At 39.2% G+C, this 20633-nt stretch carries 17 protein-coding genes and 1 tRNA gene; 7 read left to right on the plus strand and 11 right to left on the minus strand.

Going from position 1 to position 20633, the window contains the following annotated elements; genetic code table 11:
* Window positions 1–162 precede the first annotated feature (162 nt).
* Window positions 163–762, plus strand: coding sequence for a chromophore lyase CpcT/CpeT (locus ACM0OS_RS09625; RefSeq protein ID WP_414542958.1), 600 nt, complete (start codon window positions 163–165; stop codon window positions 760–762).
* Here ACM0OS_RS09625 and cpdA read toward each other — a convergent pair.
* On the minus strand, window positions 759–1556 hold the full coding sequence (gene cpdA / locus ACM0OS_RS09630) for a 3',5'-cyclic-AMP phosphodiesterase (protein WP_414542959.1): 798 nt from the start codon (window positions 1554–1556) through the stop codon (window positions 759–761). The genes ACM0OS_RS09625 and cpdA overlap by 4 nt on opposite strands.
* A gap of 391 nt (window positions 1557–1947) precedes the next feature.
* On the opposite strand from cpdA, the gene ACM0OS_RS09635 reads away from it, so the two are divergent.
* Window positions 1948–2019, plus strand: a tRNA-Cys gene (locus tag ACM0OS_RS09635).
* 397 nt (window positions 2020–2416) lie between these two features.
* Here ACM0OS_RS09635 and ACM0OS_RS09640 read toward each other — a convergent pair.
* Together ACM0OS_RS09640 and ACM0OS_RS09645 are read right to left on the minus strand one after the other, a co-directional pair.
* Window positions 2417–4243, minus strand: coding sequence for an RNA-directed DNA polymerase (locus ACM0OS_RS09640; RefSeq protein ID WP_414542960.1), 1827 nt, complete (start codon window positions 4241–4243; stop codon window positions 2417–2419).
* 484 nt (window positions 4244–4727) lie between these two features.
* Window positions 4728–4913, minus strand: coding sequence for an XdhC family protein (locus ACM0OS_RS09645; RefSeq protein ID WP_414542961.1), 186 nt, complete (start codon window positions 4911–4913; stop codon window positions 4728–4730).
* Window positions 4914–4972: 59 nt separating this feature from the next.
* On the opposite strand from ACM0OS_RS09645, the gene ACM0OS_RS09650 reads away from it, so the two are divergent.
* Window positions 4973–6586, plus strand: coding sequence for an alkaline phosphatase D family protein (locus ACM0OS_RS09650; RefSeq protein ID WP_414542962.1), 1614 nt, complete (start codon window positions 4973–4975; stop codon window positions 6584–6586).
* Here the strand turns inward: ACM0OS_RS09650 and ACM0OS_RS09655 are convergent.
* Window positions 6569–6730, minus strand: a complete 162-nt coding sequence (locus ACM0OS_RS09655) for a hypothetical protein (protein WP_414542963.1) — start codon at window positions 6728–6730, stop codon at window positions 6569–6571. The two genes, ACM0OS_RS09650 and ACM0OS_RS09655, sit on opposite strands and share 18 nt — an antisense overlap.
* A 78-nt stretch (window positions 6731–6808) precedes the next feature.
* Between ACM0OS_RS09655 and ACM0OS_RS09660 the strand changes: the two genes are divergently transcribed.
* From ACM0OS_RS09660 to mutS, 3 genes are all read left to right on the plus strand, one after another.
* A complete protein-coding gene (locus tag ACM0OS_RS09660; protein WP_414542964.1) occupies window positions 6809–6967 on the plus strand; it encodes an AAA family ATPase in 159 nt (52 codons plus the stop codon).
* A 46-nt stretch (window positions 6968–7013) separates the two neighbouring features.
* On the plus strand, window positions 7014–7199 hold the full coding sequence (locus tag ACM0OS_RS09665; protein WP_414542976.1) for a DUF4276 family protein: 186 nt from the start codon (window positions 7014–7016) through the stop codon (window positions 7197–7199).
* A gap of 74 nt (window positions 7200–7273) precedes the next feature.
* Window positions 7274–9859 (plus strand): DNA mismatch repair protein MutS, encoded by a 2586-nt coding sequence (mutS, locus tag ACM0OS_RS09670; protein ID WP_414542965.1) that lies wholly within the window; start codon window positions 7274–7276, stop codon window positions 9857–9859.
* 44 nt (window positions 9860–9903) lie between these two features.
* Here mutS and ACM0OS_RS09675 read toward each other — a convergent pair whose 3' ends face one another.
* From ACM0OS_RS09675 to ACM0OS_RS09705, 7 genes are all read right to left on the minus strand, one after another.
* A complete protein-coding gene (locus ACM0OS_RS09675) occupies window positions 9904–10629 on the minus strand; it encodes a hypothetical protein (RefSeq protein WP_414542966.1) in 726 nt (241 codons plus the stop codon).
* Window positions 10630–10806: 177 nt separating this feature from the next.
* Window positions 10807–12387: a GH3 auxin-responsive promoter family protein gene (locus ACM0OS_RS09680; protein ID WP_414542967.1), complete on the minus strand. Its 1581-nt coding sequence runs from the start codon at window positions 12385–12387 to the stop codon at window positions 10807–10809.
* A 59-nt stretch (window positions 12388–12446) separates the two neighbouring features.
* Complete coding sequence (locus ACM0OS_RS09685) at window positions 12447–13415, minus strand: fatty acid desaturase family protein (RefSeq protein ID WP_414542968.1); 969 nt, start codon at window positions 13413–13415, stop codon at window positions 12447–12449.
* On the minus strand, window positions 13378–13998 hold the full coding sequence (locus ACM0OS_RS09690) for a hypothetical protein (protein WP_414542969.1): 621 nt from the start codon (window positions 13996–13998) through the stop codon (window positions 13378–13380). The genes ACM0OS_RS09685 and ACM0OS_RS09690 overlap by 38 nt, the downstream gene beginning before the upstream one ends.
* A 43-nt stretch (window positions 13999–14041) precedes the next feature.
* Window positions 14042–15073: a Rieske 2Fe-2S domain-containing protein gene (locus tag ACM0OS_RS09695; protein ID WP_414542970.1), complete on the minus strand. Its 1032-nt coding sequence runs from the start codon at window positions 15071–15073 to the stop codon at window positions 14042–14044.
* Between the two features lie 89 nt (window positions 15074–15162).
* A complete protein-coding gene (locus ACM0OS_RS09700) occupies window positions 15163–17997 on the minus strand; it encodes an FG-GAP-like repeat-containing protein (protein WP_414542971.1) in 2835 nt (944 codons plus the stop codon).
* Window positions 17994–19100, minus strand: a complete 1107-nt coding sequence (locus tag ACM0OS_RS09705; protein WP_414542972.1) for a hypothetical protein — start codon at window positions 19098–19100, stop codon at window positions 17994–17996. Before ACM0OS_RS09705 ends, ACM0OS_RS09700 begins: the two co-directional genes overlap by 4 nt.
* 434 nt (window positions 19101–19534) lie before the next feature.
* Between ACM0OS_RS09705 and ACM0OS_RS09710 the strand changes: the two genes are divergently transcribed.
* On the plus strand, window positions 19535–20554 hold the full coding sequence (locus ACM0OS_RS09710; protein ID WP_414542973.1) for an ATP-binding cassette domain-containing protein: 1020 nt from the start codon (window positions 19535–19537) through the stop codon (window positions 20552–20554).
* Window positions 20555–20633 lie beyond the last annotated feature (79 nt).

The following is a 20633-nucleotide window of genomic DNA, read 5'->3' on the forward strand; positions in this document are numbered from 1 at the left end:
CTAATAAAATTTTGGATTTTGGATTAAGAATTGCTTCTAACAATCCTAACTGCCAACTTGTTTGACGCATCCAAAACTAAAATTCTCCCTACCGCCCCACCGCCCCACCCCTAAGCTTTACAATACTTGCAGATAATAAAAAAAAACCATTGATCATCTGTAATGACTAATTCCACAGATATTGCCACCTTAGCCCGTTGGATGGCAGCTGACTTTAGTAATCAAGCACAAGCTTTTGAAAACCCGCCTTTTTTTGCCCATATTCGCGTGTGTATGCGTCCTCTATCTTGGGATGTATTGTCGGGGGTGAGTTTATTTGTTGAGCAGGCTTATGATTATACGCTAAATGACCCATATCGTGTGCGGGTATTAAAATTGGTAACCGCAGGCGATCGCATCCAAATTGAAAACTACACTGTTAAGCAAGAAGAAAAGTTTTACGGTGCATCTCGTGACCTGGAACGCCTGAAAACACTAAAAGGTGACGATTTAGAAAAGTTACCAGGCTGTAACATGAATGTAGAGTGGATTGGCAACAGCTTTAAAGGCACAGTAGAACCAGGGAAAGGTTGCATTGTCTTTCGCAAAGGGCAAAAAACCTATTTAGATAGTGAGTTTGAAATTAGCGAAGAGAAATTTATCAGCCTTGACCGAGGACGTGATTTAGATACCAATGAACATATTTGGGGATCTGTCGCTGGCCCATTTCACTTTGTGCGTAAACACAGTTTTGCCGATGAAGTGAAAATTACAATCTCTTAAGCACCTGTGGCGGCTAACTCCAATGGATAGCCATAAGGAACTCGCTCAACAGAAGTTTCCCAACTGCCATTGGGGTATAGTTTCAACAAACGAAATCCTGGGAATTGTTGGTCAAGGATAAAATTTGGGCTGTTTGACTGGAACTGAATGCAAGTCGATGGAGTGCTGAGGTAATCAACCCCATGACGTTGGTGTTGAAATTCCTGGTGGACGTGACCAAATAAAACTAACTTGACTTGGGGATGGCGATCGAGAACTGCAAAAAATTCTTGGGGATTTTTGAGACTGCTGCTATCTAACCAGGCAGAATTAACTAGAAAAGGTGGATGATGTAGAGCTACTACACTAGGATTATTTCCTAGCATTTTTAACTCAGAGTCCAGCCAATCTAGAGTATTACCTGTAAGATAACCATGCACACACTCAGGTACAGACGAATTAAGCAAGATAAAATTCCAACCACCGCGCTGAAAAGACTTACGGCGGGAAATCATCCCTATACTTAAGATGTCATCCATTGCGATCGCGCAGTCATGATTCCCTGGTAGCCAGTAAGTTGGTACTTGTAGTGGATTTAGTAAGTTTTGCAGGTTTTCATAAGATTCAGGCGTGCCGTCGCCAGATAAATCTCCCGTCAGCAGTAGTAAATCAAGTTCAGTCCTTAGTTTCTTTAATCTCTCTATAACTGCCTGTAAAGACTGTGTAGTAGGCATTCCTAGCATTTGGTGATGTTCCGAAGCAAACAGATGGATATCTGTCACCTGAGCAATTGATAGGGGAGACACTTGATTCATTTTTACTGATCGCCGTGTGGGTGTCTTAACATCTGATTCGTCTTGAGGGAACGTAACTAATCCAGGTTTGAACGATTTTCATGTCATCATAGAACTAAAAACCACATATAGATATGTAATTTCTTAAAAAAACTGATTTTTCATCCATCTTAAGAGTGATATTGCCTTTTTTTGGTATTTTACGTCACTCATCCTTGGCAAAAATTCATCAATTCTTCACGCTATCTCCACAAATGTCTAGTCAGCAATCAATAATTGGACAAAAATATTTACCATTGCCCTGGATGTCAAAATGCCAGTAACTACTCAATTTTTTGATCAGCAGCAAAATTTTTTCTTTTGGAGGTACCAATTTAGCTAAAATGTTGGTATGATGGTTAATTGTGAGTGCGGCGACATAGCCAAGTGGTAAGGCAGAGGTCTGCAAAACCTCCATCCCCCGGTTCAAATCCGGGTGTCGCCTTTAAGAAAATATAAGTGTTACAGGGCTTTCAAGCCCTTTTTTTATGAGAGTTTTAGGGCTTATTTATAGAGCCTTCAGAGATTTTTGGGTTTATTTCGGGTAGTTTAGATAAACTTCTGGGGTAAAGCTGGGGTAAAAATGTAAGGCAAAGGTTTTTACCTCAGTTAATTGTCCTGGCGATTATAAAGATGCCTCCGGCACGCTACGCGAACGCGGCTATACAAACGAAGTCCGCGCAGGCGGACTTAGGAAAAATCAAATAAAATCAAATATTTAAACCCGCCTACGCGCGTTTGGACTGTGTAGCAGTGACTTCCAGTCGCTTGGTGCAATATCTGAGATTACTAGCTAGCAAAAATTGTTGATATAGGTAATCATTTAGTTACTAGCAGTCAAATTAATATAGGTTGGATGGAATGAAAAAATCTATTTCTTGTACATCTATTGCTTGCTTTTTTGGCTCGGTATTTACTGTGTATTCATAATTAGTATTCAAATTTTTGTCTTGCTCATTATTATTTTTATCTTTCTTTTTAGGTTCGTACACTTCTAATTGTTTGGAAGTGTCATAAAATTCTACATCCAAATCTTTTAATAGTTTAAAAAAATGATTTTCATCCAGAAAATTGGCATTACTGGGAGTCAGCCAACCCTTTTTCACTCCTTCGTATGCCAACAACCAATATTCTGAAAATAATATGTCGCTATTCAATTCACTTTCTATTTTTGAAAAATCTGGTGGATTACCTTGAATTAGTTTTGTTGTTTTTGAAATATCAAGTAAAACTAATAGACAAATTGTATCTTTCATTTCGATAACACAATTTACTGTAGTCTCTGCTATTCCAATCTCGAAGGTTTTAGCTAACCATAATGCCCAAGAAACTTCAAAATTATGTTTTATTGGGCTATGATAAAGTATTATTAGTTCAATTAATTCTTTTAATTTAATTTTAGATTCTGTATTTAGATAACTTCGATATGACAATAAAATTCTTGTTACAATATCTAAAATAGAGGGTTCCAATAATGCCGTTTTAAGCAATAAGTTCTCAAATAATTTCCAATTTATTTTAGGAATTTCCGTTGTTCTATACTCAAATGTTTTTAAAGCATATTTGAATATTCTATCAGCCTTTAAAGGATTCTTTTCAGCCAATCCCCAAATAAGGCTAAAATAGTGCTTAATACTATTTCCTAAATTTTTCCCCTTAAAATCGAATTGTAATAGAGCTAATGCAAATTCATCTTCAAAAGAGAACGGAAATTCTTTAATTCTAATTTTACTTTCATTTACTTCTAATTGAAAATCTGTTAAAGTTTTTTGCACACCTTTTAAAACTCTATCTGCTTCATCTTTAGTAGATACAAACAAGTAATAATCATCATAGTACCTACACGCTTTAAGATTGATGCTTGCAAATTGAGTTTGAAGAATATTATCAATTCTACAAGCAATAAGCTCTGCAATTATATGAGAAGTATCGGGTCCTATTGATATACCAATAGATTGTCGTTCTTGACAACTTCTAATGCAATTGTCAATATTATCCGCTATTTTATACAGCTTTGCATCCATATCTCCACTGTCAATTAGTTCATCTAATCTATCTTTTTGTTTAAAATAATTTTTCGCTTTTTCTTTTCCTAAAAACCCCCACGTTACAGAATGAGTATAAATACTTGGATAAAATTTTGATATATCAACACGAATTTCTATCAACTTGCTAAATGAAGTTTCGATAAGTTGATTTCTAAAATCAGCTACTCCTTTGCTCTTAGTCTTTACAGAGCGTTTTTTGACATCTTTTTCAGGAACTGGTAAACTTTTTGAGTACTGAGATAATCTAAAAACGTTTTCAAATAATGCCCAGTTATTTGTTATTTTTTCAGATAATTCAATGAAATGTTTAGGGTTAGGAATACGCAAGAATCGTCTTGATAACTTTCCTTTTGAAATAGAGAATTCGGTAGCTTTTGATGAATTAAATCTATTGACAAAATTATTCGCATGTGTTTTTTTTCTTTTTTTAAATTCGTTATTACTTTCTCCGGCCTGTTGCGTCAATATGAAATTTGGATTTGCTATTGTTCTGTTCTGCTCAAAACATATATCCCAAGATGAGATAATACTATTTACATTATTTGCAAGTGTTGATGTATGAAAAGGGGGTGGCAATTCTTTCGGGAAGTAGCCTCGCTCTATTAAGTCTTTTAGTTTCATTTAGATATATTTTCTCCCAAAGTACAAATTTAGGTAGTATGGACTAATTAGTATTTTTTACCTAAATCTAAGTAGCCTTATGTATAAGATTCCCCAAATTGGCGTAAAGCTAACTGGCAAATAAAGAATTTGCTACCACACGATAAGTGTAAAGGGGTTCTCTAGAAGAATGAAAAAGTCAGGGGAAATGGGCGGCAATTCAGCAGGGGGTATAATTCTTTAGGAACTTGTTTGACTTCCTGTTCCTCTTGCTTAGTCAGTTGAATTTCTGGTTTAGTCAGTAAGTCAAAAATTGCTAGCTAGTTCTTCTTCAGTGAGATTCTTTGCTATGGCTCGTCGCCTTTAAAAGAATATAAGGATTGCAGGGCTTATTTCTAGAGCCTTCAGAGATTTTTGGGTTTATTTCGTCGGGTAGTTTAGATAAGGAATTACCAGTTCCACTACGGCGAACTTTAATTAATTCTGCACAGATATTGACGGCAATTTATTCTGACGTCAACGCACCAATATCTAAACCAATGGGCGCGTATATTTGTTGTATAAATTCTGGTGTAAGTTGCAATTTTTGATATCCAGTACGGACTCGTTTTTCGCTACCCACCATGCCGAGATATTGAAGCTTTAGATTACATAGCATTAATAACCTAGAGATAACTAAACCTTTACTCATTGGCGTAACTTCATGTGGTAATTCCCTGTTATGTAAACCCTCAGGGGAACTTACCAATAATGAGTAGGAAATCTAATCAGCCAATGAAGATAAATCGCCGCCAGTTTTTGCTAAGTTCATCTGTCACAGCAGGTGGAGTTATTGCCACAAATCTTATATCCCAGTCACGCATTTTTGCTCAAGCACCTGCAATTATTACCTCAGATAAAATGCGTCCTGGCATACCTTACGGCATAGCATCTGGGGATCTCACAGATAATAGTATTATCCTCTGGAGTCGTTGCGATCGCCCTGCCCGGATGTTGATTGAATATTCCACCAGCGAATCATTTCGCAATGTGCGACGCGTTTTCGGGCCACGGGCTTTAGAAGAAAACGACTTTACAGCCAGATTTAGTCTCAACAATCTACCACCAAACCAACAAATATTTTATCGGGTAACTTTCCAAGATTTAGATTATCAAAATGTCTACAGTGAACCTGTAAGCGGTACTTTCCGCACGCCCCCAATAACGGGAAGAGATATCTTCTTTGTTTGGGGCGGAGATACAGCAGGTCAAGGATGGGGTATTAATCCTGATTTTGGGGGCATGAAAATTTATGAAACCATGCGTCAACTTAATCCCGATTTCTTCATTCATTCAGGTGATACTGTTTACGTTGATAACCCCATCCAATCCGAAGTATTACTCAATGATGGCACAATCTGGAAAAATATTACCATCGAAGAAAAATCAAAAGTAGCAGAAACCCTCACAGAATTTCGGGGCAACTTTAAATACAACTTACTCGATGAAAATGTCAAGCGTTTTAACGCCGAAGTTCCCATGTTGGCACAGTGGGACGACCACGAAACCACTAATAATTGGTATCCTGGCGAATTTCTTCTCAGCGATGACCGCTATACAGTCAAGGATGTTAACTTGCTAGCACAAAGGGCAAGACAAGCATTTTTTGAATATATGCCCATGCGCTATAAGACCAGATTTGATGCTGATAGATCGAAAATATACCGTTCATTCCAACATGGCCCATTGCTGGACATTTTCATGCTAGATGAACGCACTTACCGGGGGCCAAATACCGACAATCTTCAGCAAGTACAAAGTTCAGAAACAGATATGCTGGGCAAATCGCAGTTGCAATGGATAAAAGTGCAACTACTAAAATCAAAAGCAACATGGAAAGTAATTGCCAGTGATATGCCTTTAGGACTTATAGTTCGAGATGGCCCTAACGCTTTTGAAGCTTGGGCTAACGCTGATAATGGGCGACCCTTGGGAAGAGAGTTAGAAATTGTTGAATTACTGCAATTTATCAAACACCGGAATATTCAAAATGTCGTTTGGTTAACAGCAGATGTGCATTATGCAGCCGCCCATTATTACGATCCCAACAAAGCACAGTTTACCGACTTCAAGCCATTCTGGGAGTTTGTTGCTGGCCCTCTCAACGCGGGTACATTTGGCCCAGGCCAATTAGATAACACCTTTGGCCCCCAATTAATATTCCAAAGTAATCCTCCAGGGATGCTACCAAATCGACCACCCAGTGAAGGTTTACAATTCTTTGGCGGTGTGAAAATTGATGCTTATACCAAGGTGATGACGGTATCACTGCGTAATTTAGCTGGAGAGATTATTTACAGCAAAGATTTACCACCAGAAGCATAAAGTTTCCACACTATAGCTGGATGTAGCCAGTAAGATAGAGTCATTCTGTCTGCTGGCTTTTTGTTTTTCGGTAGCCACCGACGCGCCGCAGTAGTCGCAGGAAAGCATGACAAAACTTTGAGCGATCGCTTTTCTGGCTACCACATCAGGTTATTATCAAGTTCTGCAATTCCCATAAAATTCTATTGAGTAATTAGAGCATTAGATAAATAGGAGAATCCAGTGGAAGTTAAAAGGTTTATTCATAAAATTAAGTTACAAAACTTTCTTTCCTACGGAAGTGATGGTGAAGAAATTGAACTAGAACCGCTAAATGTTTTAATTGGTGCTAATATATGCGGCAAATCAAATTTAATCGAAGCTTTGGGAATTTTACGGTAAGAATTTTAAAGAAAATGCCATTCCTAAAACTTCTAATGTAGAGAGTATTGACAAAAATAATCTGGAACCCAGTTTAAAAGCTGCTACGCGTAACACTAGTAAGGGAGAGTATCAAAAAATTAAGCACGCCTCTAAGCTTTTGGAACTGCTGGATGTGGCTAAAGTGCGTCAAGCGTCGCCCTACTGCGATCGCCTGTTCATCACCCTCAGTGATAAGATAACAAAACCTTGAGCGATCGCTCGAAATTTTCCACATCACGTTATCATCGGATATTGTGGCTTTTCCGTGCGTAACCCCTAGCATCTATGACCGCTTCTAATTCTGAATCTCAACCAACGGAACCCAATAACCCTGGTGCGCCTCATACTCATACTGAATTGGTAGACCGCAGTAAGCTGAGTAAGATGTACCAGCATTATGTGGAAGTAAAGGATAAACATCCTAGTGCTTTGCTGCTGTATCGGGTAGGAGATTTTTTTGAAACTTTTTTCCAAGACGCTGTAACTGTCTCTAGGGAATTAGAACTGGTACTTACCAGTAAACACGGTGGCGAAGTGGGACGTGTGGCCATGACCGGTGTACCCCACCACGCTTGGGAACGCTACACTACCCAATTGGTAGAAAAGGGCTACGCAGTGGTAATTTGCGACCAAGTAGAAGACTCCTCGGAAGCTGTGGGTTTAGTCAGGCGCGAGGTGACACGTGTTCTGACACCAGGCACTTTGCTGGAAGCAGGAATGCTAAAATCTAGTCGCAATAATTACTTGGCATCTGTGGTAATTGCGGTTAATCATTGGGGTTTAGCTTATGCAGATATCTCAACTGGAGAATTTTTAACCACCCAAGGTAGCGATTTAGAACATTTAACTCAGGAATTAATGCGCTTGCAACCTGCCGAGGTGCTGGTTCCCACAAATGCACCTGATTTGGGTAGCTTGCTGCGTCCTGGAGAAACTTCGCCTCATCTTCCCCAGTGTTTACCACCTTCATTTTGTTATAGCTTGCGATCGCAACTGCCATTTTCTCAAGCTGAGGCTAGATCTACATTATTGCAGAAATTTAAAGTGCGATCGCTTGAAGGACTCGGTTGTGATCATTTACCTCTGGCTGTGCGGGCGGCTGGTGGTTTGCTGGAATATGTGGAAGATACCCAAAAAGCAAACACTATTTCTTTGCAAAGGCTACGCACCTACACCATTACTGATTATTTAATTGTTGATAGTCAAACCCGACGTAACCTAGAAATTACCCAAACAGTTAGGGATGGGACATTTCACGGTTCCCTGCTGTGGGCCTTAAATAGAACTAGCACAGCAATGGGTGGACGGGCTTTGCGGCGATGGTTGTTACAACCCCTACTTGATATTAAAGGCATTGGGGCCAGGCAAGATACCATCCAAGAATTGATGGAAAATACCCCTCTGCGTCAAGATTTGCGGCAGTTGTTACGGCAAATTTACGATTTGGAACGGCTAACGGGAAGGGCTGGTTCAGGGACAGCGAACGCTAAAGATTTAGTAGCTTTGGCAGATTCCTTGTCACGCTTACCAGAATTATCGCTCTTAGTTGCCGATGCGCGATCGCCTTTTCTCAAAGCTTTGCAAAAAGTTCCGGTTGTGTTATCAGAGTTGGCACAAAAGTTACACGTCCATCTAGTAGAATCACCACCAATACATATTAAAGAAGGTGGCTTAATTCGTCCGGGTATCAATCCCATGTTGGATGAGAGAAAAGCCACCGTAGAAGCAGACCAACAATGGATTGCCAATTTAGAAGTTGATGAACGCGCCAGGACGGGAGTTCCCACTTTGAAGGTGGGATTTAATAAAACTTTTGGTTACTACATTAGTATTTCTCGTGCTAAATCTGACCAAGTACCGGCTAATTACATCCGCAAGCAAACCCTGACTAATGAGGAACGTTACATTACCCCAGAGTTGAAAGAACGAGAAGCAAGGATTCTGACAGCGCGGGATGATTTAAATCAGTTGGAATATGAGATTTTTGTGGAGTTGCGAGAAGAGGTAGGTGAACAGGCTGAGGTCATTCGTAATTTATCGCGGGCGGTAGCAGCCGCAGATGTGTTGTGTGGTTTAGCTGAGTTGGCGGTACAGCAAGGTTACTGTCGTCCAGAGATGGTGACAGGGCGGGAAATTATGATTGTGGATGGTCGTCATCCGGTGGTGGAACAGTCTTTACCTGCGGGGTTTTTTGTTCCTAACTCAACACAGTTGGGGAGTAGTGAAGCAGAAAATACCCCGCTCCCCGATTTAGTGATTCTGACTGGGCCAAACGCTAGTGGTAAAAGTTGTTATTTGCGTCAGGTGGGGTTGATTCAGTTAATGGCGCAAATTGGTAGTTTTGTACCGGCGAAGTTTGCTAAATTGGGAGTGTGCGATCGCATTTTCACCCGTGTAGGTGCAGTAGATGATTTGGCCACTGGTCAATCTACTTTTATGGTGGAGATGAACGAGACAGCAAATATTCTCAATCATGCTACTTCTAGGTCACTAGTATTGTTAGATGAAATTGGCCGCGGAACGGCTACATTTGATGGACTTTCAATTGCTTGGGCGGTAGCAGAATACATAGCTGTAGAGATTCAGGCGCGGACAATTTTTGCTACTCATTACCATGAACTGAATGAACTAGCTAGCATTTTACCCAATGTTGCTAATTATCAAGTAACAGTGAAAGAATTACCCGACCAAATTATCTTTTTGCATCAAGTCCAACCAGGAGGTGCAGATAAATCCTATGGAATCGAAGCTGGACGGTTAGCGGGTTTACCAGCAGTTGTGATTCAAAGGGCAAAACAAGTCATGGAACAAATTGAGAAACACAGTAAAATTGCAATGGGCTTGCGTGAGGGACTGCAAGCAGATGATTAACTCCTAACTAAAACATTTTATAATCCTTGTATAGCCTCATCCTTCTAGGGTGTAGGCGCAACATATAAATTAGCAAACCACATCCGCCGACCTGCTGCGGTTAAGTTGGCTTCACAAACTTCAGTCAAACATACCAACTCATCGCCATTAATATGCCCAGGATTTCTTTGCTGAAAAAAATGAATATGTGGGTCAGTTAATCGTTCTAGAGGAATTTGATTTAATTTTTCCGATAAAACTTGCGGATGGGAAAAACGCACAACTCTTGTTTTTGAATCATAATTATCACCAAAGCGTTCTCTTGCTAAAAAATCTATTAAGCGAGAGATATTGTCAGGAGTTTTAACATCGTAATGCGGATAAAATGTTTGCCAAAATATTGGTAAAAAACGATAAGTCCGATAACCACCAGAAATTAATAACCAGTAGACTTTACCTTGTGAATATATTGAACTTAGTTGATTTACCGCGGCAATCCAACTGCGTGGTAAAGTGGAACTCGACCAGGCGCTAGGGTCAACAATTGTATCGCCTGAATATATCACACTAATTTTCTCACCTTCAAAGTCAGTATTGTAAATCAATATAGTGGAAAAACCTTTGATTATATGAGTGTCTTCCTCGTAGAGATAAAGTATCCAGTTTTTATTATTTAAATCTTGTTCAAATACATTATATGTAACGTTGGGGAAATGCTGATTAAGCAATTTAAACATAGCATAATTTTCGCCAATAGATAGTTCCTTGACAGGTAATAATCGACTTTTCATAGTGTGAAAATTATAGTTATCAGGACTTACGTAACCAACCACGTATTTTCGTCATTGCGACCGTAGGGAAGCAATCTCAAAGCCTTGATTTTCGTAGCGAGTGCGTAAGTACTAGTTATATCAAAATAAAAAAAATAATGTTTGGACTTTTTTATATAAATTTACAATCCAAAAAACTTAGTCCTGGGTAGAAAATCTTAAATTCCCATCGCTATTTAAATTTAAAGACGGTGGTTTAATATCTCCTAAACGTTGCCCTCGTGATAAAGCATAGTTAATGTAGGTATCCAGTGGATTTTTAACTCGCACCGTTTCTAATTGTCCTAATTGCCCTAATTTCCGCGCATATTGGTATTGAGGATTGGCTGTTAATGCCAAGTCTAATTGCAGTCCTTGATTTATAGCACTAGTAGCATCATATTTATCTGCATCTAGAAATAATACGTAATGTGGGTGAGGTTGTATTTGCGGTACAAGCATGGCAAAACCATGTTGTTTTCCTAAACACGATAATACAAATTCTTCTGTTAACTTTTCACCACACAAATCGCTGACTATTCCCCCACGTCCGACAAATTCTAACAAAGGTGTGGTATGAAACCAACCCTTAACTAATACCTTATCGCCTAAGTAATAGCGATATAATCCCGAATGAGTTGTGATGACGACTCGATATATTTCTCCGGTAATTAATTGATGACATAATCTCGGTTGTTCATTGACATCTAAAAATTCATAAAAGCTACTATTAATAGCTAGAACTGGTGCATTGCAACCCATCAAGGGAATACTGACAACTCCTTCTGTGGCTAAAAGCCCCTTACCTTGAATCAAAACATGGGGAAACAAATCTTGTAATTGATTAATAAATGCTTTGGCTGCTGCGTCAGTCCAACAGCTAATTAATGCTAATTTTGTCCAGATTTTCTGGGTGTTAATCACACCATTAACAGTTGCTTGTTTTAAAACTTCGGCTCGTTGTGGTAAAGGTGGTAAAAATGATGTCCTTTTACCTGTGGCAATGTCATTAATTAAATGCTCATAGTTTACTTGAATTTCATGGATGATTGGCAATAAAAAGGTGGGACTCCACACCGAAATAAAACTTAAATCTTCCGTGGCTAGTAAATATAAGGCTGTGAGATATCGCCATTCTTGGATATCACCAATCCTAGCCACTTCTGGTGGTACAGCTAACAAGTTGAGAATACTATCTTCTAACTCTTGACCAAAATAAGCAGCATCACTAATCAAGCCAATGGACATACCACTTGGGGTATGATTTGATTGACGAGTCACTGGACTAATTGCCCAATAGGTACGGCCTAATTTAATCTCTGGTTTTTGGTGTAATAAGTCGGCTATCCAAGGTAATATGGCTTGTTGAAATGCGGCTAAACCTGTGGCGGTATATGGTATTAATTTTGCTCCTTGAGTACTTCCACCAGTTGTTTCAAAGGCTACTGTTGTTTCATGGTAGAGGATTTGGGTTTTTCCTGCTGCTATTTGTTGAATATAAGGTGCTAAATCTGCATATTGATGAATGGGAACACGGGAAGCGTATTCTGCATAGTTAGTAATAGTGTTAAATTGATATTTTTTACCAAATTGAGTGTGACGATTTTGATAAATTATTTCTTTTAATTTTTCTGTCTGGGTATGTAGTGGGTTTTGGAGTTTTTGAATAAATTCTTCTCGTGATGGTGTGGTTTTGGTTTGGATTTTTTTCCAATTGTTAGAGATATTGGAAGTTTCCATAGCTAGAAATTTTCTATCAGTTATAGGAAATGGAGAGGACTAAAGTCCTCACTACGAACTTATTTATTTTTTAAACCAATGGGAGTTTCATCTTGACGTAGACTAGCACGTATAAACTGCCACAAAAAATTTAAATATGATTGGCAGGTAACGCGTCTATTAATTCGAGGAAGTATGATTTTATGGAGTTTGGGTAAATTGTAACTGGGAATATTAGGAAATAAATGATGTTCGAGATGAAAGTTTTCATGCACTAGCAAAAATTGCACGATGGGACTTGCTTCGATGCTACGACTGGCTAAAAATGGGTCTGTTGCATCGGTAATCCCATGCTGGGTTAAACCACGAATATTAATAGCAAAGTTAGTCAGAATAAATGGGACTATCCAAGTCATGAAAAAAAGTTTTAATGGTACAAATTGCCAAATAATTATATAAGTGACTATTAATAATAAGTATTCACTTACAACTTTGAGGCGTTCTTGGATGTTACCGTAACGCCAGGCTAAAGAAGGAACAAAAATCAAATATAGTATGGTTGCCCAGAGTAATCTGTTGTAGTGCAGTAACCAAATTAATTTGGCATTATTGGTATAATTGTGATAATCGTCAGGGTCGTTTTCATTCCCCAAATGTTCGTGATGACGCAAGTGCATTAAACGATAGGCACTAAATGATACAAAGCCGGCAATTGCCATCACAATAGCAACTAAATCATTCAACCATTTTGAGGGAAATAATATATCGTGTACGCCTTCATGAATGAGTAAAAACATGGCGTTCATACCTAAAGCAACAAGTATGACCCCTAAGCAGTATTCTACAGTGGTGAAATTCCATCCTAAGCCTTGAGTATAAGCGTTGACTTCTACAGCAACGCCAACTACCGCCATAAGAGGAAATATTAAATATAAAAAATGATGCCAAGGATTACTTTTTTGTAAAGCCCTAATTTCTGACTCAATACCGACAGATACAATTTTTCGCGCTTCAATTGTTGTTAATTTCTGCTGGGAGTTGATATTCATAAAGCCATTTTCTTGCAAATATGAGTTGTTGGGTAGTTAATGCCATAATTACTAACCAGGTTATCAGCATGATTCCTTGATACTCTGGTTTGCCTGGGACAAAGTATACTGCTCCAGTATCAGAATGCACATTACTTAACATATAATATGCAAAGTAAGCTTCTATTAAAAACATCACTCCCATAATCCGGAAGTTCCAGGAAACTGCTTTATCAATTTCTGTTTCTGGTGTGGTTGTGAATATCAATGCCAAAATCAAGAAGGCACTAAAGAAGTCATGGGCAATGCCGTAATATGGATGCCAGTTATGACTAAAGTACATCATGGCTAATTCTATGACGGCTCTTAGTGCCATGTTGCACCAAGTAATCCAGTATAATCTTCGCCATTGACTGGATATGCGGTTATCTATACCAATCAAAAGTGGCAAAAAATACCAGAACCATAGCGCATAACCTAGCCAAAAAACTTTAGGTAAAGCGATGGAACCGCCTAAACCGTGGTGTGAGTTTTGTAAGTTATAAAAAATGGCCCCACTTGTTGTGAGGGTAATGATGATGAGGTAGTACAGTATTTTTAGCATAACGAACCACAGAGGACGCAAAAAACACGGAGGAAGAAAGATTTTACAACATCATATCAACATGATGTTCTATACCTACGGGGGGTGGTGGTGAATCGCTGTTTTCGTTACATTGATTGCTTTGTCGCCATTTGAGGATGTAGGGTAAAAGTAAGTCGGCAGGAGTGAATTTATAGTTGGTTTGCAAAAAGCGATTGATATTTGCTTGCTGTAAGTTCAACATTTTTACGTCTTGTTGAATAATGAAGCGTGATAAAGGTGCAAAAAAGAGTTTGATGAACCAGCCTATGGGTTGTACGCGAAAGGTGATGACGGTGTAGACTTCGGTGGTGCGATCGCCTATAGGTGTACAAGAGGAAGTGATAATATAATGACGCTGGTCGGAAAAGATGTAGTCAACTCGGCTGGTAGCTGGGGCGATAAAACGGTCTGTATGTTGTAGTTGAGTGTGTTTTTGACTTAATAGCCACCAAACTATGGCGCTTTCGCGTGGTTCTTCAAAGTATTCGGCTACAGCACCATCTTCTAATGTTTTTACAATCGCTTTGATGGGTTTGGCTTTGGGTGTGCGAAACCAAAAGCGATGGACAAAGGTTGCGTGGGGACAGTCGAGAAAGTTTTCTAAGCAGATGTCAATGGGTGCGAGAAATCGGGTTTTCATGCGAAAGCTTGTCCAGCCTGGCGCATCTAAATAAGGGAATTTTACTGGCTGGGGGGTAGCGGGGGTGTCGGCTAAACATACCCACACATAGCCATCTTGTTCTAAGCAATGGTATTTTTTGATGTGTAAGTTACTGGCAAGTTTACAGTCTGGGGGTAAGGCGGGAATTTTTTTGACTGTACCCTCAGTGTCATATTGCCAACCATGATAAGGACATTGGATATGTTCTTGGCAAATTTTTCCCGCAGAAAGAGGTGCGTGGCGATGGGCGCATCTATCTTCTAGGGCGGCTATTTTATTGGATGCGGTGCGGAAGATGACAAGGGGAAGTGATGCAATTGTGATTGAGAGTGGTTTGTGTTTGAGTTCTGGGGAACTACAGGCTATGTACCAGTAGCGATGTCCTATGAACATTTTTTTGTGTGGTTTTAAATATGAATTAGTTTCACGCAAAGACGCAAAGGCACAAAGAATAGAAGATACTCTAATTTTTATCTTTGCGGTTAGTTTTTCTTATTTGGCTGGACTAAATGATGATATTGATTAATCTGTAATTGCCGATATTGAGTATTTTTGTCTCCACACCAATGTATTTCTACGGGAATTGTCTGTTGTGGAAAATTACCTAAACCAAATAATAGTCGTTTATCGCCTTGGGCGGAAAATCCATTTGATGCTTGGACTTCGCGTAGTTGATTATCTATGATTACTTGTGTTCCTATAGCATCACGATTACAAGTTGTGCTATTACCTGCTAAATCTAAACCCAGCCATGATTTTGGTGCTGCATCATTACGGTAAATTGATACTGGGTCAAATTGATGTGTGACTAATGCGTCTAAATCACCATCGTTATCTAAATCTGTTAATGCAATACCTCTGGAGTTACCAAGTTGTTTCCAGCCTACTTGAGATGCAACATCAACAAAACGTTGGCCTTGATTGAGATATACTCGGTTTTGTTCATAGGGGAAAATACATCTATCGCGTAAATCAGCCCATCTGTCTGCATAGCCGTGGATATCTGGCCCTGTTAAGGCTATTTGCGAGTTCCAATACCAAAAATCAGCGCATTTTCTGTCTGATGCAGAATTTTGGAAATAATGAGGTGTGGTGATTTTCCATTTTAATCTTTGATTTCTGGTTTCTGGTAGTGGGCGATCGTAACTATTATCTACCATGCCGTTGGCTTGCAGAATATCTAATTTACCATCTCTATCTAAATCACCCATTGCGCCACCCCAACCAAAACGATTTTCGTTGAGGACGTTGTGTTTCATGGCTGTGTCGGTAAATGCTTGTTCACCAATTTTATCTACGTTTCCGCTATTCATCCACAGTAAACTACCTTCGGCTTGCAGTTTTTCATGGACGTTGGAAACATAAATATCTAATTGTCCATTATTATCGACATCTCCTAAAGACGCATTCATGCCTTTATAGGTGTCATGGCTGATTTTTCCTACTAATTTACCTCGGACAAGATTAAATTTTTCACCTTGTTGATTAATATATAGTTGGTCGGGTCCAAAATCGTTTGCTAAATATAAATCTGTCCAGCCATCGCCGTTTAAATCTCCTGTACCTATATCTAATGTCCAGCGATGTCCATCGAGTCCCAAGGCTTTGATATCTTGTTTTTCTAGTTTGTCACCTGTGTTGAGATAAAATAAGTTTTCCCCTCCATTATCGGCATCATGCCAAGTGCGATGCATGACATTTGTCATCCGGCGGTCGTTGTCATATTCTGGTTGGGGTAACTTAAAAATATTAAAGTAAGTTGGTTTTTCATAACCTGGCAATAATGGATTCATGGCATTACCCACCATTAAATCTAATTTGCCATCTTTATTTATATCTACAGCATTAGCAGTCAAACTAATTGTATATTCGTCCATACCCATTTCTGGAGAAACATCAACAAATTTAGGTAGACAAAGCTTTTGGTTAACTGGACATTCTTCTCGTAAGCGATTTTGCAATAAGCGGGATTTACCATAACCAACTGACAATAATAAATCAGCATCGCTATCGTTATCATAATCCCACCATAAAGCACCTGACGGTAAGCCGTAGATTTCTTGATGATTGATTAATTCATCTAAAGCGGGAATTGGTAATCTAGTAAATTTAAAATTACCTTGGTTGAGATATAAAGCCGCGCGATCGCTGTTATCTTTAAGAGGATAAGTTAAAAATATATCTTGCAATCCATCTTGATTAACATCGGCTACAGCTACCGCATCACCAACCGATAATAACCATTTCCCAATATGCTGTAATTTGGGGTCTACTTGTTCTAATATTTTGCTTTTGTGGGTAGAGATTCCCACGTCTTTTGCGGCAATTTCTTCAAAGGTGAAATCTGGTTGAATAATATCTTTAGCTGTAACTAATTGTTGATATCCCCAAAATCCAGTCGTACCTATAAAGGCGATTAAAGTCCAGCGATAAACAGGATTAAATATTTGATTAATATCTAATTGATGTACTTCTTTAATTTGTTGCAATTTCAACCAAACTAAACGCCCACTAAAGTAGATAAATCCGGCAAAAAAGAATGTTGATAGACTTTCAAATTTATGTAAATACAAATCCATGAGGACAATAATCAACGACATCCAAATTTGCCCTTTTTTACTATTAGGCGATGTCGCTGGGTCGGTAATCATGAAAAATGTGAATAAATAAAAAGCTGGGGAAGATAACGCCCCCATAACAATGGTTTCTGGTGGTACTAAATGCTGCATTAAATAAGCACGGATGCCTAATTGTAAGGCGTAAAATCCTAAAAAAGATACAATTAAAGCTGTGCGATTAATGCGTAAAGCAAATAGTAATAAAGCGGCTGTAATAATAAAGATAACAATGGCAATAGAACCACCCCATTGATAAGCAGGTGCAGCACTAATTAAACCATTGCCTAATAATAAACTAGCAGTAATACCAAATAATGCTGGATTATAAATATGTCTACCTTTAGCTGTAAACAAATATTTCGAGGAGATAGCAAAGAAAACAGGTACTAATGGTAGCCAAGAATTATGAGCAAAATTAGTTAAAATACTTAACGAGCAACCTGTAATAGTTGCACTTAAAGGAAATAATAACTGGCGTTGTTTAAATAGCCAGTGGAATACCATATCAAAGAAACAAGCTGAACTAATAATTAATAAAATTTGTGAGGGAGAACGATTAAAACCTAAAACTGTAATTCCTAGAATAATATAAGTACTTAATATACCTAAAATTGCTAATCTAGGGTCAGATAAACTTGGTTTACGTTCCCATTGCCAATGAAAGAGGGAATTTTCTAATTTAATTGTACTAATACTCATACCGCACCTATTTCTACAAAAGGCACTCGTCCATCAACTTGATGAAACGATGCTGCACCATCTGGATAATGAATAACAAATAGTCTGCCACCGGCCTCAATTCTTCGGTATTCCTTAAGAACTGATGTCAGAGGATCATTTTCGTGTAACCCTGCTATAAAGTAATGCCAGGGGCCTTGATAACGATCGCGGTATAATTGCCGCAGTAAAGCCCGAAATATCTCAGGGTTATTGTCTGCGATCGCCACAAATGCTAAATAAAAGTAAGGAACCATCGCACCCGGAGATGGTAAGGGTTTCAACGGTGTGACTTGGGCTAGTAAATTGTAAAAAAACCGCATCCTAGCAAATTGGGGACTGTAGCTTTCTATATGAGTTTGACGGAAGGTGTGTTGTTCCCAAACAGCCATAATTCCTACTAATTGATTGTTACGAATTGCTAAGTAAAAATCTTCTGCTTTGAGTCCTTGTAGGCGGCTACTGTGAAAATCAGCAATATCGTAATCAGGTGCAAATTGTTTTTGCGATCGCCATTTTCGCACAAATGCCAAAATCTCAGGTAACATCTCTGGTTTTCCCCGTTGAAAACTTACCCCCGTCAACTTAATGTCTGATTTGGGTAAATCTAGATGTATAGCTGGTGAATAAATCCGCCCCATATCATGATATTGCGGTAAACCTGCTCTTCCACCTGTTAAATTTTGTATTGCTTGTACATTGTCTTCTAAAATTAGAGAAATATATAAAGGTACAGGATTTTCCTGGTGCAATTTTTGTAAATATTTGTATCCCCGTGCCAACAAAGTTCCCCGGCGATAATTTGGATGTACACGTAAGTCTGCTAAATATCCCAGTTTTTCTAATTCACCATTAATAAATGCGCGATTAATTAGGCGACTACCTAAAGCAATAATCTCACCAGTTTGATTATGAGTACATTTAATTACTTGGACAGTTTCACCTTGGACTTGACAACCAGCAAAATAATTTGGTTCACGGCGAAAGCTAACACAAATATTGCCTTCCATTCTATCAGCAGCCATCCGCTGGCGAAGTGAAGCATCATCTAATACGGTGGCCAAGGCAAATTCAAATTGACTCATGTAGTGAAATTAATTTAATACAATTAAAGTTTGTAGTCAGTGGCTCTAGCAATTTAAAAACTTGCAAGAGTTCTAATTAAGCCCTCACTAAAAACAAAGATTTATTTTACATTTAATGTGGTTTGTAATTTTAGCGCTCTTTTTATTCCTCTACGTGATGTTAGACGGATTCGATTTGGGGGTAGGGGGCAGGGGAGAACAACCATCTACAAGGAGAAGAGCCAGTGTTGTCTTGGCTTGTAGCCAAGGGTGAGCAAGGGAGCTATCGCCCACAATTCCACTCGGCTTTAAACCTTATCTTTTGGTAAAGCTTAAAAAATTATTGAGCAATATAAAATCACGGAACGTAGCCAAGCGATCGCCTGACCTCGCACTACTCATCTACAATAAAGATAGACTTTGTTGAGATTTGTATAGTTAGGGGTTAAGCTGTCATGGCTCCCGCCGTTTTAATTGAAAATCTAAAAAAGAGCTACGGTACGGTAGTCGCCGTCAAAGACGTATCCTTCCAGGTAGAACCAGGAGAAATCTTTGGTTTACTCGGCCCTAACGGTGCTGGGAAAACTACGACTTTACGTGCTTTATGTACTCTGACTACACCGGATGCTGGCAAAATCGAAGTATCTGGTATTTCGGTGATAGATAAACCCAGAATCGCCAGACAAAAGCTGGGCTATGTAGCTCAGGAAGTCGCATTAGATAAGGTACTCACTGGATGTGAATTGCTGCAACTGCAAGCGGCACTCTATCATATTCCAGGAGCAGTAGCCAAACAGCGTATTGACATGGTACTCGATTTACTCGGTTTGCAGGAATACGCTCATAAAAAGACAGGAACCTACTCTGGCGGTTTACGCAAGCGCCTTGACTTAGCTGCTGGTTTACTCCATGCACCAGATGTTTTGGTGTTGGATGAGCCAACAGTGGGTCTTGACATAGAAAGCCGTTTTGTGGTATGGGATTTTCTGCGTCAACTGCGTGCCTCTGGGACAACAGTACTGATTACCAGCCATTATTTAGAAGAGATTGACGCCTTAGCCGATCGCGTGGCGATTATTGATCGTGGAACCGTGATTGCAGCTGGCACACCTTCACAATTAAAAGATCAAGTAGGGGGCGATCGCATCACCTTGCGAATCCGCGAATTTTCTCCACTAGAAGAAGCCGAAAAAGCCAAACACCTGTTGCACGATTTACCGTTTGTACAAGAAATAATCATCAACAGCGCCCAAGGTAATTCCCTCAACTTAGTGGTGACACCGCAAAACGATGCCCTAATTAGCATCCAGCAATCCCTAAACACCGTTGGTTTGCCCATATTTGGCATTGCCCAATCTCGCCCCAGCCTAGATGACGTTTACCTCGCCGCCACCGGGCGCACCTTGTTGGATGCAGAATTAGCCGCAGTTGCTAATCGTGATCCCAAAGCAGAGAAAAAACAAAATATGAGATAGAGGCGCTTAGGCTAGAGGCTAGAGGCTAGAGGCTAGAGTAATTTTCTCCTGATCTCCCCATCCCCCCATCCCCCCATCC

This window comes from Nostoc sp. CCY0012, assembly GCF_963920855.1.
Classification (GTDB): domain Bacteria; phylum Cyanobacteriota; class Cyanobacteriia; order Cyanobacteriales; family Nostocaceae; genus Cyanocohniella.